Annotated in this window: 10 protein-coding genes; 3 read left to right on the plus strand and 7 right to left on the minus strand. The window is 67.9% G+C overall.

Features of this window, described 5'->3' with window-relative positions; all coding sequences use genetic code 11:
* The 7 genes from ACZY1G_RS11385 to hglS all read right to left on the minus strand — a co-directional run bounded on the left by ACZY1G_RS11385 (position 1) and on the right by hglS (position 13,043).
* Positions 1 to 849 carry an ABC transporter permease gene (locus ACZY1G_RS11385; RefSeq protein ID WP_463814368.1) on the minus strand — a complete coding sequence of 283 codons (849 nt, stop codon included), beginning with the start codon at positions 847 to 849 and terminating at the stop codon, positions 1 to 3.
* Positions 849 to 1,700 carry an ABC transporter ATP-binding protein gene (locus ACZY1G_RS11390; RefSeq protein WP_463822410.1) on the minus strand — a complete coding sequence of 284 codons (852 nt, stop codon included), beginning with the start codon at positions 1,698 to 1,700 and terminating at the stop codon, positions 849 to 851. The genes ACZY1G_RS11385 and ACZY1G_RS11390 overlap by 1 nt, the downstream gene beginning before the upstream one ends.
* Complete coding sequence (locus ACZY1G_RS11395) at positions 1,700 to 7,231, minus strand: type I polyketide synthase (protein ID WP_463822411.1); 5,532 nt, start codon at positions 7,229 to 7,231, stop codon at positions 1,700 to 1,702. The genes ACZY1G_RS11390 and ACZY1G_RS11395 overlap by 1 nt, the downstream gene beginning before the upstream one ends.
* Complete coding sequence (locus ACZY1G_RS11400; RefSeq protein ID WP_463822412.1) at positions 7,228 to 8,988, minus strand: NAD(P)/FAD-dependent oxidoreductase; 1,761 nt, start codon at positions 8,986 to 8,988, stop codon at positions 7,228 to 7,230. The genes ACZY1G_RS11395 and ACZY1G_RS11400 overlap by 4 nt, the downstream gene beginning before the upstream one ends.
* A gap of 342 nt (positions 8,989 to 9,330) precedes the next feature.
* Entirely contained in the window at positions 9,331 to 10,149 is an 819-nt protein-coding gene (locus ACZY1G_RS11405; protein WP_463814372.1) for an SDR family NAD(P)-dependent oxidoreductase, read from the minus strand.
* Positions 10,150 to 10,242: 93 nt separating this feature from the next.
* Positions 10,243 to 11,790 carry an L-piperidine-6-carboxylate dehydrogenase gene (gene amaB / locus ACZY1G_RS11410; protein WP_463822413.1) on the minus strand — a complete coding sequence of 516 codons (1,548 nt, stop codon included), beginning with the start codon at positions 11,788 to 11,790 and terminating at the stop codon, positions 10,243 to 10,245.
* Entirely contained in the window at positions 11,787 to 13,043 is a 1,257-nt protein-coding gene (hglS, locus tag ACZY1G_RS11415; protein WP_463822414.1) for a 2-oxoadipate dioxygenase/decarboxylase, read from the minus strand. Before hglS ends, amaB begins: the two co-directional genes overlap by 4 nt.
* Before the next feature lie 23 nt (positions 13,044 to 13,066).
* On the opposite strand from hglS, the gene ACZY1G_RS11420 reads away from it, so the two are divergent.
* The 3 genes from ACZY1G_RS11420 to ACZY1G_RS11430 all read left to right on the plus strand — a co-directional run bounded on the left by ACZY1G_RS11420 (position 13,067) and on the right by ACZY1G_RS11430 (position 17,248).
* The gene (locus tag ACZY1G_RS11420; RefSeq protein WP_335329331.1) at positions 13,067 to 13,537 is read left to right on the plus strand and encodes an Lrp/AsnC family transcriptional regulator; all 471 of its coding nucleotides are present in this window, start codon (positions 13,067 to 13,069) and stop codon (positions 13,535 to 13,537) included.
* 169 nt (positions 13,538 to 13,706) lie between these two features.
* On the plus strand, positions 13,707 to 15,842 hold the full coding sequence (locus ACZY1G_RS11425; RefSeq protein WP_463822415.1) for an adenylate/guanylate cyclase domain-containing protein: 2,136 nt from the start codon (positions 13,707 to 13,709) through the stop codon (positions 15,840 to 15,842).
* Positions 15,839 to 17,248, plus strand: coding sequence for a mechanosensitive ion channel domain-containing protein (locus ACZY1G_RS11430; protein ID WP_463822416.1), 1,410 nt, complete (start codon positions 15,839 to 15,841; stop codon positions 17,246 to 17,248). Before ACZY1G_RS11425 ends, ACZY1G_RS11430 begins: the two co-directional genes overlap by 4 nt.
* Positions 17,249 to 17,271 lie beyond the last annotated feature (23 nt).

Consider the following 17,271-nt stretch of genomic DNA (forward strand, 5'->3'; position numbering starts at 1 on the left):
TCAGCGCTTCTCCGTCCAGCGGAACACCTTCAGGCAGGCCAGGAGTCCGATGACGGTCCAGGCCGCGAGCACCAAGAAAATGCGCTCGTGCTCCCAGCTACCTGCCGGTTCGAACGCTTCCATCTCCGGCGGTAGGAGGACCGATCGGAATCCCTGCGCCATCCACTTGACCGGGAAGAGCGAGCCGATCACGAGCATCCACCCGGGTAGCACCATCACCGGGACGTAGGTGCCCGAGATGAACTGCAGACTGACGGCGGGACCGTTGGTCAGCACAGCGGCCGAGACGGCGTTGTTGGCGAGGTTGCTGATCAGAATGCCCAGCAGCGAGCAGCTCGTGATCCCCAGCGCGAACACCCACGCCAGGGTGAACCATTCGCCGACCCCCGACGGCAGGCGTAGCCCGAAGGCGAACAGCCCGACCACCAGCAGGAGGACGGCTTCGGCGATGCTCGCGATCGCGACGAGCGCGATCTTGCCGACGAAGTAGGACGTCGCGGTCGCGGGGGTGCCGCGCAGGCGGCGCAGCGCCCCGGTTTCCCGGTCGGCGGCGACGCTGATACCGAGGTTGATGAACGAGGTGGACAGAATTCCGTAGGCCAACATGCTGGCGGCGATCACCGCGCTCGTCGATGTGCCAGTGCCCGCGATCTTCTCGGAGAAGATCGACCCCAGCAGCAGGCAGATGATCGCGGGCATCGAGAAGGTCAGCACCAGCTGTTCGGGGCGGCGATAGAACATCTTCAGTTCCGGGATCACCCGGGACATCCCGATGCGCAGCGGCGACGGCAGTGCCGCGGTGGATCGCGAGCTGTGTCGCGCTCTCGACGACTGGGACGACGCTGTCATCACGTCGACTCGATCAATTGCAGATAGGCGTCTTCCAAACCGGGCCGCGTGACCGTCAGCGCGGTCAGTTCACCGCCGGCGGCGGCCTGCTGCCTGATGAATTCGGTGGGCCGATCAGTGTGCACGATGCGTTCCTCACCGCGGTCGATCCATCGCACGGTTGCGGTCGCATGCGCCGCCGCGGTCAGCCGATGCGGAGTGTCCACGGCCACCAGGCGTCCGCCGGCGATGACGGCGACCCGGTCGGCGAGTGCGGCGGCCTCCTCGAGGTAGTGCGTGGTGAGCACGATCGTGGTGCCGTCGGCGGCGAGAAGTCTGATCAGATCCCAGAATTGGCGACGCGCCTCGGGATCGAAGCCCGTGGTCGGCTCGTCCATGAACAGCAACTCCGGGCTCGCGATGATGCCAAGTGCCACGTCGAGTCGGCGCCGTTGGCCTCCCGAGAGTGTCCGTACCCGCGCGTCCTGCTTACCGGTCAGGCCGACCAGCTCCAGCACGTCCCCGGGGGCACGGGCGCCGCCGTAGCACTGCCCGAACATTCGCAGGGTCTCCGCCACGGTCAGGGTGCCGAAGTCGCTGGCGTCCTGCAGCACGATGCCTATGCGCGAACGCCAGTCCCGATCGGCGGTCCCGGGGTCTTCGCCCAGCACCCGAACCTCGCCGGCGTCTCGCCTGCGGTGGCCCTCGAGGATCTCGATGGTCGTCGACTTGCCCGCACCGTTGGGTCCGAGAATAGCGACCACCTCGCCGTAGGCGACGTCGAGGTCGAGGTCGCAGACGGCCTGTAACCGACCGTAAGACTTTCGCAGTCCTCGGATGTGGACGGCGGGCGCGAGTTCCGCTGCGGTCATTACGCGTCCGCACTTCCCTCGATGCCGTCTTGAAGGTCGGCCAGCAGCGCGCGCAGCTCGTCATCGGACAGCGTGGCGATGAGGTGATCGAGATCGTCGGCGGCCGGCGCCTCAGAGGACGGGGCGCCCGGTTCGGCGTCCAGGCCCGGATCGACGCCGGGATCGACGCCGGAATCGACACTGTCGGCATGGATCTGCCGGAGTTCGTCGAGGATCCTTGCGGCGAGCGAATTCACGGTGACTCCGCGCAGGATCTCGAGCACCGGGAGGTCGATCGAGAACATCGTGTTGATGCGAACGCGGAACTCCATCGCCATCATCGAGTCCAACCCGAGATCGTCGAGCATGGTGTCGGTCTCGACATCGTCTGTCGCGCAGTCGAACACCGCGGCGACGATGCTGCGCACGTGCTCGGAGACGACGGGGAGCCGGTCAGCGTCGGGCAGTGCGGAAAGCATGTCGATCAGCGACGCCGCCCCTGCGTCGGCGGGGCCGTCGAGGCCGGACTCCAGGTCACGGTAGATGGCAGGCAGGCGTGCGCCGAATCCCTGACGGGCGCGGTTCCAGTCCGCGGTGATCGCGACGACGTGGGCCACCTTCTGCGACACGAGCCGGTCCAGAATCCGAACTCCCGCACGCGGGGTGATCAGCTCGATACCCCTGTTGGCGTAGATCTTCTCGAGCTTGAGCTCCTCGACCATCCCGACCGACCATGGCCCCCAGCCGATGGTCAGTGCGGGTAGTCCTCGGGCCCGTCGGTAGTGGGCGAAGGCGTCGAGGAACGCATTCGCGGCGGCGTAGTTGGCCTGCCCCGGCGAGGCAATCACCGAACCGGCCGATCCGAACATCACGAAGAAGTCGAGATCCTCTTTCTCGAACGCGTTGTGCAGCAATCGTGTTCCGACGACCTTCGGTGCCATGACGGTGGCGAAGTCCTCGTCGGTCATGCTGACCAGGAGGCGGTCGTCGACCGACCCGGCGGCGTGCACGATGCCGCGGATCGGTGGTCCGCCGGCACGCTCATGCTCGTCGCGCCACCGCTCCACACTCTCGGCGTCGGTGATATCGACGGCGACGCAACGTACCTGGGCGCCGAGACGTTCGACGCGTCGGATCGCCTCCACGGTCGCGTGCCGTGCGTCCCCCGGGTCGAGATGCGCCCAGCTGGCGCGCGGTGGGAGCTCGCGCCGGCTGATCAGCGTGATGTGTCGCGCCCCCCGCTCGGCGAGATACAGAGCCACACTGCGCCCGAGAGCGCCCGTGCCGCCGGTGACCACATAGGTCGCGGTGCCGTGGAGCTTCGTGGGGAAGGGCCTGGTCAGTTCGCGACACGGGAGCAGGCGCGGCGCGAGAGTGCGCTCGCCGCGCAGCGCGATCTGGTCCTCGGCGTCCTCGTCGAGCAGATGTGGGTAGAGGCGGGCGGCGACCAGATCGGGATCGTCGGCGTCGTCGATGTCGACGAGGCCGCCCCACATCTCGGGAAACTCCTGGTGTCCGACCACGCGGCCCAGACCCCACACCGTCGCCTGGTCGACGGCCAGATCTTCGGTGCCCAGCGCCGGCTGGGCATTCGCGGTGACGATGTGGACCCGTGGTGGTGCACCGTCGCATCCGGCGAGAGCGTTGACAGCGTGGAGAAGGGCGTGCACACCCAGGCGGTGGTCGGACCCGCTGTAGATGTCGACCGGCCAGAAATCGACGAGCGCACCCAGCCCGCCCTCATCCTGGTGTATCCGCTCGATGAGCTCACGAAGCTGTTCTCCCCGATGCGGATCGACGGCGTACCCCGTGCCCGTCTCGGTCACCGCGGCCACCGCTTGATGGGCTACTTCGACCACACGGTGTCCGTGTTCGGACAGCTCACGGGCCAGAGCCGATCCGAAACCGACGGTGTCGCAGAGGATCACCCAGGTTCCTGGCCGTACTCCGGCGGTCTCGCCCGCCGGTTCGCAATCATCCCACTGGACGCTGTAGAGGCACCGGTCGATCCGTTCGGTCGACATCGCCGATGAGGTGCTCAACGACTGCACCGTGAATCCCTGCAGGACCGCCAACGTCTGCCCGAGGCGATCGACGACGATGAGGTCGCTCTCGATCTCCTCGCGGGTGGCAGCGACCACCCTCACGTGCACCGTCATATCGGGTTCCGGACGCCCGTAGACGGCGCAATGCCGGATGCGGGTGGGCAGATACGTTGCCTGCGTGGCGTTGTCGGCCACCGTCGAGGTTCCGAACAGGCCCTGCAATGCACCGTCGAGCAACGCCGGATGGAACGAGAACGCGTCGATGTCTTCGGCTACGGCGGAGGGGATGCGCAACCGTGCTCGCGCCCAGCCGTCTCCGCCGGTGACGTGGCGAACGGGTCGGAATGCTTCTCCGTAGGCGAATCCGAGTGCGGTGGTGCGAGCGTAGAACTCGTCGGAGTCCAGCGCTGCGACGGAGAGGTCTTCGGCTGCGTGGTCGTGGGCGGGCAGAGGTGGAAGAGTGTTCAGTTCGGCTGTCGCGGTGACGATCCAGCCGAAGTCGCCGTCTCCGATACCGGTGAAGGCGGTGAACTCGATCTTGCCGTTGTCCTCGTTCAGCGTGGTACGCACCAGCGGATCGCAGCTGTCGTCGAGTAGAAGCGCGCGGTGCAGCATCAGATCGTCGACGCTGCAGGCAGTTCCGTAGGTCTCGGTGGCCGCCGCGAGCGCCATCTCGAGATACACGGCGCCGGGCACCACGACGGCGCCCTGGACCTGATGGTCGGCCAGGAACGGCAGCGAGACGACGCTGAGCTCGACCTCCCACGTGGGATGCGCGCCGGTCACCGGTTGGCCGAGCAGCGGGTGCACCGGTGTGTAGTGCAGGTCTTCGGCCGCCTCCTGCGTTTCGTGCCAGAAGCGCTTGGACTGCCACGGATAGGTCGGCAGGCTCACCAGAAGCCCGCCGGGATGGAATGCCTGCCAATCGATGTCGTGGCCGTGGCTGTACAGCGCCGCCACGCCGGCCAGCAGAGTGCGAGCGTCGTCGTCGCCCCGCCGTTGGGTCGCCACCACTGCGACGCTCTGCGATCCGGCGATCTCGAGGATCGACGAAGCCAGCACGGGATGCGGCCCGAGCTCGACGAAGTGCGTGTATCCGTCGTCGAGCATCCGGCGTGCGGCGGCTTCGAAAAGCACGGTGGCACGGGTGTTCTGCCACCAGTAGGCGGCGCCGGCTGCGTACTCGGTGAGCCGTTCGCCGGTGACGGTCGAGTACAGCGGGATTTGGCCCGGCGCCGAGGACAGCCCGTCGAACGCGGTGAACAGATCGTCGCGCACGAGATCCATGTAGTGCGTGTGGTACGGAACCTTGACCGCGAGGTAGCGGTTGAAGACCTCGGCCTCGTCGAGTTGCCGCACGATGTCGGCGAGCACGTCCTCGTCGCCGGCGACGGTCACGGCGAACGGGCTGTTGATCGCGGCGATGGACACCCGGCGCCCGAATTCGGCCACAGCATCGGCATCGAGTGTCGACATCAGCGCGTCAGCGCTCAGACCCACCGCGAGCATGCGCCCCATTCCCGTGGTGCGCTGCTGGAGGCGGCTGCGGTGGTAGATCACAGCGACGGCCTGTTCGAAGGTGAGCAGGCCGGCGAGGTGGTGCGCCGCCACTTCCCCGGCGCTGTGCCCGATCACCGCGTCGGGCACGATGCCGTACTGGGCGAGCTGCTCTGCCAGGGCGATCTGGACCGCGAAGTTGGCCGGCTGGGCGATCTCGGTCTCACTCATCCGCGACTCGGCTTCGTCGCGGCGCAGTTCTTCGAGAAGCGACCAGTCGGTGTAGCGGCCGAGTTCACGGTCGGTGTGCTCGATGCTGGCGGCGAACACCGGATGGGTGTCGAGCAGGCCGCGGCACATCTTCCACCACTGGGGGCCCATCCCGGTGCAGACGAAGGCCAGTTTCGGCGCCTCGGCCCCGGCGCGACCGATCGCCGATTCGCCTCCGGTCTCGGCGAGTTCGACCAGCTGGCCGCGGGCTTCGGCGGCGTCGGCGACAGTCAGCGCGCGGCGATGGCTCAGATGGCTGCGGCGTCGACTCAGGGTGTAGCCGAGGTCGGGCAGGCTGATCTCGGGGTGGTCCTCGAGGTGGTCGGCCAGCTGACGGGCCGCCGCTGCCAACGCTTCCGGGGAGCGTGCCGATACGGGGAGCAGGGTTAGGTGCTCGCCCCTGGCGTGTTGGTCGGACTGCGGTGTGGGGCTCGGGGGTTCGGCGATGACGACGTGGGCGTTGGTGCCGCCGAATCCGAACGAGTTGACGCCTGCGATGCGCCGCTGCCCCGCCGGGAACGACGTCGTGGTACGGGGTATGTCGAGGTGCAGGTCCGCGAGCGGGCTGCTCGGGGTGCTCAGGTGCAGGCTGGCGGGAATCTGGCCGTGCTGCACGGTCATCGCGGCCTTGATGAGTCCCGCGACGCCGGCGCCGGCTTCGAGGTGGCCGATGTTCGTCTTGACCGATCCGATGAGCAGGGGATTCTCGGGCGTCCGGTCGGCGGCGAGTGCGCTTGCCAGAGCGCGGGTTTCGACCGGATCACCGACCGGTGTCCCGGTGCCGTGCGCTTCGACGTAACCGATGTCGGTGGGTGCGACGCCGGCGCGCGTCAGCGCCGTGGTGATCGCGACGCGTTGGGCGTCTTCGCTGGGCACCGTGATGCCGTCGGTGTGACCGTCCTGGGTGACCGCGGTGCCGAGGATCTGGGCGTAGATCCGATCACCGTCGCGCATCGCCTGCTGCAGAGGTTTGAGGACGACGACCGCGCCACCCTCGCCGCGGGCGTAACCGTCGGCCGATGAGTCGAAGGCCTTGCAGCGGCCGTCGCTGCTGAGGAAGCCGCTCTTGGATTCGGCGATCGCCGTGTTGGGGCCCACGATGATGTTGACGCCGCCGGCGAGCGCCAACTGGCAGTCACCGTTCCAGATGCTTTGTGCAGCAAGGTGGACTGCGACCAGTGAGCTCGAGCACGCGGTGTCGACGGCCATGCTCGGACCGCGGAAATCGAACGCGTGGGAGATGCGATTGGCGAGCATCGTCATCATCATCCCGGTGGCCGAATGCGGCTTGAAGCGGAAGCGGCTGGTGCGGCCCTGGTTCTGCAGCAGCTGATAGTCCAGCGTGAAGCCGCCGATGAACACCCCGACATCGGTACCGGCCAGTGTGTCTGCGGGAATCCCGCCGTCCTCCAGTGCTTCCCAGGTGGCGTGCAGCAGCAGTCGCTGCTGTGGGTCGAGGAGGTTCGCCTCGCGAGGGGAGATGCCGAAGAACGCCGCGTCGAACTGGTCGATCTCCTCGAGATAGCCACCCCGGCGCGTCACCATCTTGCCGGCCTTACCGGGCGCAGGATCGTGGAAACGCGGTGCATGCCAGCGAGATTCGGGCACCTCGCGGGTGGCGTCGACTTCGTCGAGCAGTAGTCGCCAGAAATCGCCGGGGGAGGCGACGCCGCCGGGCAACCGGCATCCGATGCCGACGATCGCGAGTGCCTCGCGGTCGTGCTGGTCAGTTTTGGTCATCGGGCGGCCGCGGTGCACAGCACCCATCCCGTGGAGATGGGGTCGATCTCTTGCTGCTCCCGGAAGACGGTGCGCAGTTCACGCAGCAGCCCGTCGCGCTGCCACGCCTGGGCCTGGCTCATGACGTCGTCATCGGAGAATCGAGATGCCTTGTCGGCCATGACGGTGTCGATCACCTGGCCGGCGATCTGGCGGAGCAGCAGAGCGTTGGCGTCGAACTGGTCGCGGACTGCGGTCGAGGTGCCCATCATCGAGTGGTGCAGGGTGGCCATGAAGTTCAGCGGAACGTAGAGGTCGACGAAGCGGGCGGGGGAGGGATCGTGCTCGACGGCGGCCCATTCGCGGAAGAACAGCTGCATCCGGTTGCTCAGGTCGATGAGACCCTGCAGATAGGGCACGAGTTCGGGGTCGTCGGCCACCTGGGTGAAACGGTCATTGCTGTACAGGAATCCGATGAAGCCCCAGTAGAACGCGATGTCCCAGATGACCTTGACCGACATCACCGTCGGCGAGCCCATCAGCACGTACTGGTCGCGATAGATGTTGCACCACATGTCGGTCAGGGAGCGGAACAGCGAGTCACCGATCGCCGCACGGGCGATGACGTCGGTTCCATCGAGTTCCCGGGTGATCATGTCGGTGACCAGACCGTTGCCGATGGCCACGAGATCCAGACCGGAGGAGTAGAGCGGGTCGAGGAAGACGCCCGCGTCGCCGGTGAGGCACCAGCGCGACTGTCCGTCGTAGACCCGCTCCACGGTGTGGCTGTACTGCTTCATGACCCGGAAGTCCTTGATCAGCCCCGCGTGTTCGTCGAGGACCGCGGCGCACTGCGGTTCGTGCTCACGCAGCCACACCAGGGCTTTGTCGAGTGTGTTGAACCCATCGAAGGGGTGAAAGGCCGGGTCGGCCACGATGCCGACGCTGGTTGCACCCGACGCCAGCCGGATCAGCCACACCCAATAGCCTTCGCCCATCAGGTGATTCGTCGAGTACTCGCGGCGCCCTTCGGACAGGCGCGCATGCCAGTCGGGGTCGTCGCTCCACTGCCCGACGTCGATCTCCGTGGCGATGCGCAGCCAGGCGGCGTTGCAGTGGTGGCCGTTGGCTCGTTTGAGGTCGAGTTCGCGCGGCAGCAGCCGGTTGCGTCCGGAGGCGTCGACGACCCACCGGGCGGTCGACTCGGTGACGTCGTCGTCGCGCTGGATGGTGACCCGGTGTGGCGCCGACTCGGCGCCGAGCGCCACCGCACGCACCCGGCCGATCGCGAAGTCGATGCCCGCTTCCACGCAGCGGCGGTGCAACTCGTTCTCCAACCTGCCGCGGTCGATCTGATAGGTGGTCTGCGGAACGAAGGCGCTGCTGCCGACCTCGACCCGGCGGCTGATGTCGGTGTTGCCGTCCTGGCTGAAGAACATCCGCAGACCCATCTTGCGGATCTGGTGGTTCTGAAGGTGATCGGCCAGCCCGAGCCGGTCGCGCAGATAGTGCGCCGAGATCTCGACGGTCGATTCGCCCACGGTGTGGGTGATCTCGGCGACGGGATGCGGAGTGGGTTCGACGACGAGGATGCGGGTTTGGGGGCGCGTGGAATGCAGTTCGAGAGCGAGTGTGAGGGCTGCGACGCCGCCGCCGACGATCACGACGTGATGGTCGCTGGTGTCCTCGTCGCGGGCCGCGAGTCGGGTCTTGATGCGACGTGCGAGGGCTTCTCGCGCTGTCTCGTCGAGTTGTGACAATTGCGCTCGAACGTCCACACTCGATCCTTTCCTGACGGAGCCCAAACGGGTGTCCAGAGTTCGGAGATTACACGCGGCCGAGGCGCCATCGGGGGCGATGAAAGGACCCGGGGGAGCGGCATCGTGGGGCCGCGGTGCGGGTGGTGCCGCCGGTGGTTGCAGTGCGGGATGACCGATCACCACCTGGCGTGGAGCACGGCCCGCGGATTCGTTAGCGGGTGCGGCGGACAGGACTCACTAGCTCGTCTGACGACCAACCGAGGATTTGCTGTGAGTCGATCCCGGGTGGGCGTCCGAGCCGGGGACCGGGATTGCGGCGGTCGGCGCTACCGGCAGTACCGGTCGGTGATGACGGGATTCTTACGTCTGGCTCTGTGCACGCAGTGCGCGCTGGTAGCGCCGCATGCCCGAGATCCACCGGTCGTAGTCACCGCCCTTGTGCCGGTACATCTCCAGCAGTTCGGCGTGTGGGAGCACCAGGAAGCGGTCGGCGAGAATCGCTTCGATGGTCGCGGCGGCCACGTCGTCGGCGCTCAGCACCGCCGCGGACTGTTCGATCGACGATGCGCCGAGTCGGGCGTCGGGATCGTCGGTGCTCCGAACTGCCTGCAGCAGGGGCGTTTCCACGCCGAGTGGGCACACGCAGCTGACTCCGATGCCGTCGTCGCCGTAACTGATCGCGAGCCACTCGGCGAATCCGACGACGGCGTGCTTGCTCACCGCGTACCCGGCCGCCCCGAGTTGGGTCAACAGCCCGGCCGCCGAGGCGACCGAGACGAAGTAGCCCGAACCCTTCGACTGCCAGTGCGGCACAAGCAATCTCGCAGCCCGAATGTGCGCGCGCAGGTTGACGTCGAGGATCGTGTCCCAGTCGTCCTCGGTGCCGAGGCCGGGTCGGCCGATGATGCCGGCGTTCGCGATGTAGATGTCGACGGGGTCGAATTCCCGGCTCGCCAGCGTGATCATGCCCTCGATGTCGACGACGTCGGCGGCGTCGGCTCTCAATCCGATGGCCTGCCCGCCCTGTGAACGGATCGCCTCCGCGCAGGCGTGCGCGCCCGCCTCGTCGAGGTCGCCGATGACCACGCGCACGCCGCGGGCGGCGAGTCCGGTCGCGAGCGCCGCGCCGATGCCCGACGCCGCGCCGGTGACGATCGCGACCTTGCCGTCAAGTTCCATACCCCCGATTCTCGACCGCGAGCGCGCGCAGAATGTACGCCCGACGCGGCGTGTCGGCGTACAAACGCGCTCGCTCGCGGCGCAGGGTGCCGATCAGCCGAAGTGGACGCCCTGGGCAAGCGGGAGCTCCGAGGAGTAGTTCACCGTGTTGGTGGCCCGGCGCATGTACGCCTTCCACGCATCGGAGCCGGACTCGCGGCCGCCGCCGGTTTCCTTCTCGCCGCCGAACGCGCCGCCGATCTCCGCGCCCGAGGTACCGATGTTGACGTTGGCGATGCCGCAGTCCGACCCGTCGGCGGCCAGGAACCGCTCGGCCTCGCGAACGTCGAGAGTGAAGATGGCCGACGAAAGACCCTGCGGGACAGCATTGTTCAAGGCAATCGCCTCGTCGAGCGTATCGTAGGTGAGCACGTAGAGGATCGGTGCGAAGGTCTCGTGGTGCACCACCTCGCTCTGTGCGGGCATCCGCACCACGGCGGGCCGGACGTAGAACGCGCCCTCGTCCCCGACATCCACGCGATCGCCGCCGATCACCTCGCCGCCCTCGGTCCGGGCCTGCTGCAGCGCGCCGACCATGTCGCGGTAGGACCGCTCGTGGATAAGCGGGCCGACCAGCGTGCCCTCGTCTGCGGGGTCGCCCACCGGCAGCTGCTCGTAGGCCGCGACGATTCTGCCCACCAGCTCGTCGGCGATCGACGAGTGCACGATCAGCCGGCGCAGTGTCGTGCAGCGCTGACCGGCTGTCCCTGCGGCGGAGAACACGATGCCGCGCACCGCCAGATCCAGGTCGGCCGACGGCGTCACGACGGCGGCGTTGTTTCCGCCCAGCTCGAGCAGCGCCTTGCCGAAGCGCTGCGCCACCCGCGGTCCGATCTCGCGGCCCATGCGCACCGAGCCGGTCGCCGACAGCAGTGCGACACGCGGATCGTCGACCAGCTGCTCGCCGACTTCGCGGCTGCCCTGCACCAGCTGGGAGACGCCGGCGGGTGCGCCGACATCGGCGCACGCGCGGGCCAGCAGCGCGTGGCAGGCGATCGCGGTCAGCGGGGTCAGCTCGGACGGCTTCCACACCACGGTGTCACCGCACACGAGCGCCACCGCGGTGTTCCACGCCCACACTGCGACGGGGAAGTTGAACGCCGTGATCACGCCGACCACGCCGAGGGGATGCCAGGTCTCCATTAGCCGGTGCCCTGGCCGCTCGGAGGCGATGGTCTTGCCGTACAGCTGGCGGGAGAGGCCGACGGCGAACTCGCAGATGTCGATCATCTCCTGGACCTCGCCCAGCGCCTCGGAGGTGATCTTGCCCGCCTCGATCGTCACGAGCGTGGCCAGCGCGTCCTTGTGCTCGACCAGGAGCTGGCCGAGCCGGGCCACCAGGGCTCCGCGCACAGGGGCCGGCGTCGTGCGCCAGCTGCGGAACGCGTCGGCGGCCGCGGCGATGGCCGCGTCGACCTCGGCCGCGGAGGACTCAGCGACGGTGAACAGCACGTCGCCGTTGACCGGGGAACTGGCGGTGATGCCGCCGGCGTTCGGTGCGCCGAGAGACACTCGGGCGCTCACCTCGGCCAGCGCCTCCTGCACCCGGGCGCGCAGGTCATCGGAGGTCGGCAGGGACGTGGACGTCACGGTGGAGGTCATGAAGAGGCGACTTTCTCGTAGAGGTGGTAGGGGTCGTGGATGTGGTGGCCGATCGCGGCGGCCATCCAGTCGCGGCTGTAGTCGGTGTGGTCGGCGCCGCCCTCGGCGGAGGCCGAATCGTGCCCCTCGGCGGCGGTTGGATCGCCGTCGAGATTGGAGCGAAAGATGCCGGCCGCCGAGGCCGGCAGGAAGTCTTCGTAGACGACGGGACGGGTCGGATCGCCCCCGTGGTAGTACGCCAACCCGGACGCGGCGAGTTCGGCGTCCGTGGCGGGGAAGTACCGGCCCCACTGCGTCGCGGGGTCCGGTGAGGCCATGGCCGCGTCGTACCGTTCGCGGCCGAGCGGGGTCAGCGCCACGCCCCGCTGTTCGACCTCGCCGAAGCGCACCCGCAGGGTTCCGTCCACAACCGAGCCGCCCGGCTCGCGGAACCGGCGCGGCTCGGCCAGCGCCCGGAACGAGGTCTGGCGCAGCAGGACCCGCGGGCCGTCGGTGCGGGGTGGGCCCTGGATGTGATCGATCATCGTGATGCCGCGCGCGGTCATCCGCTGCTGCAGCGCGTCGATGTCGAGCACCCGGGGCGTCAGGTGATTGATGTGCGTGGACCGCACCCCGGCGATGTCGGCGGCCACCGCGGACACCGTCGACAGTTCGTCGTGCCAGCCGCGATCGATGGGGTCGCGCGACAGTGCGAACGCCGAGACGGCGGCGGCGACGAAGTCGCGTGCGTCGTCCTGCGGGCAGGCGCCGTGGGCTGCGATGCGGCAAGCGGTCGCGATCAGGGCCGGGTCGAAGAGCTGCCGAGCATCGAGGAAGCGGGCCACCCGGCGCGCGAGGTCGTCGGAGAAGAAGTGCCGGTCAGCGACCGCGAGCATCGAGGTGAACACCCGAAAGGGATTGCGGGCGAGCTCTTCCGGCTCGATCGGGCGGAACGCCGTCGACACCACGGGCACCGGGGACGCCGCTTCACGGAGGTCGTAGTAGCCGACGGGAAACATGCCGAAGGCAGCGAAGAGGTCGGCGACCTGCGCCAGTTCGACCGCGTTGCCGACGCGGATCGCGCCGTGGCGTTCGGCGGTGACGCGGTCGAGCGAGCCCAGGCGCGCCGCGTCCTCGTCGTCGGCGGCGACAGCCCTGTTCACTTCGGAGCTGACCTCCACGAGGGTGTGGTACGCGGGCACCTCGGCGCCGTACATGGCGGAGAGTCCAGCGGCGAATTGCGCGCGCAATTGCCAGGTTTGGACGTCAGGCACGGGTCCTCCGATACAGTGCGGCCATGACCGGGCCCGACGAATGCCAGCCGCTCGACGAGATCGACCGTGTGCTGGTCCGCGAACTCGTCGCCGACGGGCGCGCCACCCTGGCGCATCTCGCGGCGACCGCAGGGCTGTCGGTGTCAGCGGTGCAGTCGCGGGTGCGCCGGCTCGAATCGCGCGGAGTGGTCACCGGATACACCGCCCGGATCAATCCCGAGGCAGTCGGCAACATGTTGTCGGCGTTCGTCGCCATCACCCCTCTCGACCCGTCGCAACCCGATGACGCCCCCGCCCGACTGGAACACATCTCCGAGATCGAGGCGTGCTATTCGGTGGCCGGTGACGACAACTACGTGCTGCTGGTCCACGTGAAGTCGGCTCGGGCGCTGGAGAGCTTGCTGCAACGCATCCGCACCGCGGCCGACGTCAAAACCCGCAGCACGATCATCTTACATAAATTTTACAGCGACAGACGCTCCGTACCGGAGTAGTTCCTGTTTTACGCGGTCTTTATCGAAATATTCAAGATCGCTTGGTCGGGTTCTGCGGAAGACCTGCCGACCACGGCCACCTTCCGGTCCAGCTCGGTTCGGTAACGATCCGGGCTGCGGTGTTTGCCTCGTGCCACAGTAGCCACCTGACGGAGGGAGGGGCGACCGGATGAGCCTGCTCAGAAGGCGTACCGGACGAGTGGCGCTCGGCGTTCAATCCAAAGTGTTGATCGCGCTGCTGCTCGTCAGCGTGCTGTCGGTGTTGGTCACCGGTTCCATCGGCTACGTCTCCGGCACCGACTCGCTGCGCAATGCCGAGTTCACCAACATGACCCAGCTACGGGAGTCCCGGGCGCGCGAGATCACGCAGTACTTCCGCACCGTCAGCGATGCCGCCTCGATCGTCACGCACGGCGCGACGACGGTCAACGCCACCCGCGAGTTCGCCGCGGCCTACCGCGAGCTCGACGCGACGCCTCCCTCGCCTGAGCAGCGCGACGCCGTGCGCCGCTACTACGACACCGTGTTCGCCCCGGCCCTGACCGAGCGCAGCGGACAACCGACGGACCCGACGCTGTTCCTGCCCACGAGCAACGCGGCCGTGGCCCTGCAGAACGCGTACACCGTCGCGGCCGGTGGCGACTTCGACAAGGCGCTGACCATACGGCCCGCGGGACCGCCGAACGGCTGGTCGGCGACCAACGATCGGTATCAGAGCTTCTTCACCGACCTCACCACGCGGTTCTCGTTCGAGGATTCCCTGCTGATCGACACCTCGGGCAACGTCGTCTACACCGCCTACAAGGGTGCTGACCTCGGCACCAACCTGTTCACCGGGCCCTACAAGGCGTCCCTGCTGGCCGATAGCTACCGCAAGGCGCTGCAGGCGACCTCGGTGGACCAGACGTTCATCACCGACTTCGAGCGCTACCCGCCCGCCTACGACAAGCCGACGCTGTGGGTGCTTTCGCCCATCGGTGACGGCGGCGCCATCCAGGGCGTGCTCGCCCTGCAGCTGTCGATCGACGGCATCAACAACGTGATGACCGGCAACCGCGGCTGGGAGGCCGACGGCCTGGGCGCCACCGGCGAGACCTACCTCGCGGGGCCTGACCGGGTGATGCGGTCGGTGTCCCGGCGGCTGCTCACTGATCCCCAGGCCTTCGTCGGCGAGGTCGTCGACAACGGCACGCCCACCGATGTGGCCGAACGCGAGGTCGCCGTCCAAGGCAGCACGCTGCTGCAGCCCGTCGACACCGTCGCGGTCAATCGGGCGCTCGAAGGTGAGTCGGGAACGGTGACCGACAACGACTACATCGGTCCGCCGTCCCTGGTGTCGTACATGCCGCTGGACATCCCGGGCCTGGACTGGGTGCTGGTCGCCAAGATCGACGAGAACGAGGCATTGGCCCCGGTCAACAAGTTCGCGCGCGACATCGCCCTGTCGACCGCGACGATCGTCCTCGTCGTCTGCGTTCTCGCCCTGCTTCTGAGCCGGATGCTGACCCGTCCTGTCGCGCGCATCGCCGATGCGGTGCGCAGAGTCCGCGGCGGTGAGGTCGGGGTCAGTGTCCCGGTCACGACCAAGGACGAATTCGGCGATCTGGCAGCCGAATTCAACGACATGTCGGAGAGCTTGCGCACCAAGCAGGAGCTCATCGAGGCCCAGCGGCGCGAGATCGACGAACTCCTGGCCACGTTGATGCCCGAAACCGTCGCGCAGCGGTTCCGCCAGGGCGAGCAGGCCATCGGAGGCGACCACCGCGACGTCTCGGTGGTCTACGCCGAGTTGCTGCACTTCCAGGACTTCGCCCGCGCCCTGTCGGCAGAGGAATCCGTGCGCACCCTCAACGGCCTCATCGAGGCGTTCGACGCCGCGGCTGAACGTCATGGCATCGAACGGGTGCGCAACCTGCACAACGGGTTCCTGGCCACCTGCGGACTGGTCGTCCCACGCGTCGACCACGCCAGCCGCACAGCGGCTTTCGCCGTCGACCTCGTCGACGTGGTCAACGTCTTCAATGATCAGCACGACGCGGAGTTGGCCCTGCGCATCGGCATCGACAGCGGGCAGGTGTCGAGCGGTCTGATCGGGCAGCGCACCAGGATCTATGACCTGTGGGGTGAGGCGGTCGATCTGGCGCACCGCGTGCACGCGGCGACCGATCGTCCGGGGATCTTCGTCAGCGACCGCGTGCACGCCAATCTGACGGCGCTGTACAACTTCACCGAAGAGGGCACGGTGATCGGACCTGGCGGGGACGAGCCGGTCTGGTCGCTGCGCATCCCGGCGAGGTCGTCGTGAACGTGCTGACAGCGCAACCGTGGTTCTGGCCGACGGTGTCGGTCGTGGTGGCACTGCCGGTCGCGTTGCTGATTCTCACCGAGCTGTACCAGTGGCTGGCGCGGCGGGGCAGCAGCTACGCCCGGCCGGTGCTGCTGCTGCGCAATGCGGTCCTGCCTGCGCTGGCGCTGTACATCCTCATCGACCAGGTCAACGATTCCGATGTCGAGGCCACGTGGCCCCGCATCGCCGCGACCGTCTTCGGCTTCCTCCTCATCTTGTTCGCGCTCTCCGGCGCCAACGCCGCACTGTTCGGCGAAGCGCGGCCGGGCAGCTGGCGCGAGCGGTTGCCGACGATCTTCATCGACCTCGGTCGACTCGTCGTGATCGTGATCGGTCTGGGACTGCTGTTCTCCTGGGTCTGGGGCACCGATGTCGGGGGCCTGTTCGCCGCGGTCGGTGTCACCTCGATCGTCATCGGCTTGGCCGTGCAGTCGGCAGTGGGTCCCGTGATCGCGGGCTTGTTCCTGTTGTTCGAACAGCCTTTCCGCATCGGTGACTGGCTCGACACGTCGGCGGCCCGCGGCCGCGTCCTCGAGGTGAACTGGCGTTCGGTACACATCGACACCGGCAACGGCATCACGATCGTGCCGAATGCGTCGCTGGCGACCGGGTCCTTCACCAACCTCAGCCGCGTGACCGGCGCCGCCTTCCAGGCAACGGCGACCCTGACCTTCAGTCCGGGCGACCGACCTGCCACCGTCGTGGAGATGCTGCGCGCCGTCGCCGACGCGCTGCCGTCGAAGATGGCGGACCTGCCGTCCCGGGTGAGCGCACTCGGCGCGGGGGAGTACCGGGTGTCGGTGCCCGTCATCGGTCCTGCTGATGAGTCCGCAACCAGAAATGTTCTGCTGCATCGAGTCTGGTATGCGGCTCGGCGAGCCGGAGTGCGCCTCGACGGCGTGGAGCCGCAGGACGACGTGGCTCCGGACCTGAGTGCGCAGGCCATGCGGATCGGGTCGCGGCTGGGGCTCGACGAAGAGACGACGGCCTCACTCGTCGAGGCGGGCCGGCTGCTCTCGTACGCCGAGGGTGAGATCGTGCAAGCCCCGGGGTCGGTTCCCGACGCCATTGCCTTCGTGCTCGACGGTGAGCTGCAGTTGACGGCGACCGCCCGAGACGGCGCGCACATTCCGATCGGCCAGGTGCAACCGGGTGACTTCGTCGGGGCCACGGCGCTGACCCGCCAGCGCGTGCTGACCGGCGCGGTCGCCGTGGTCGAAACGACCGTGCTCTCGATTCCCCGCCATGTCATCGCGCCGGTGGTGCAGCGGCATCCCGCGTTGGCGCGCCAGCTCGGCGGGACGATCGATCTGCGCCGGCGAGCCGCCGAAGAAGCGCTGGACCCGGAAAAGAGTAGCGTGTAAACACCCCTGACGGGAAACTTTGT

Source organism: Mycobacterium sp. IDUB_5 (assembly GCF_055419565.1).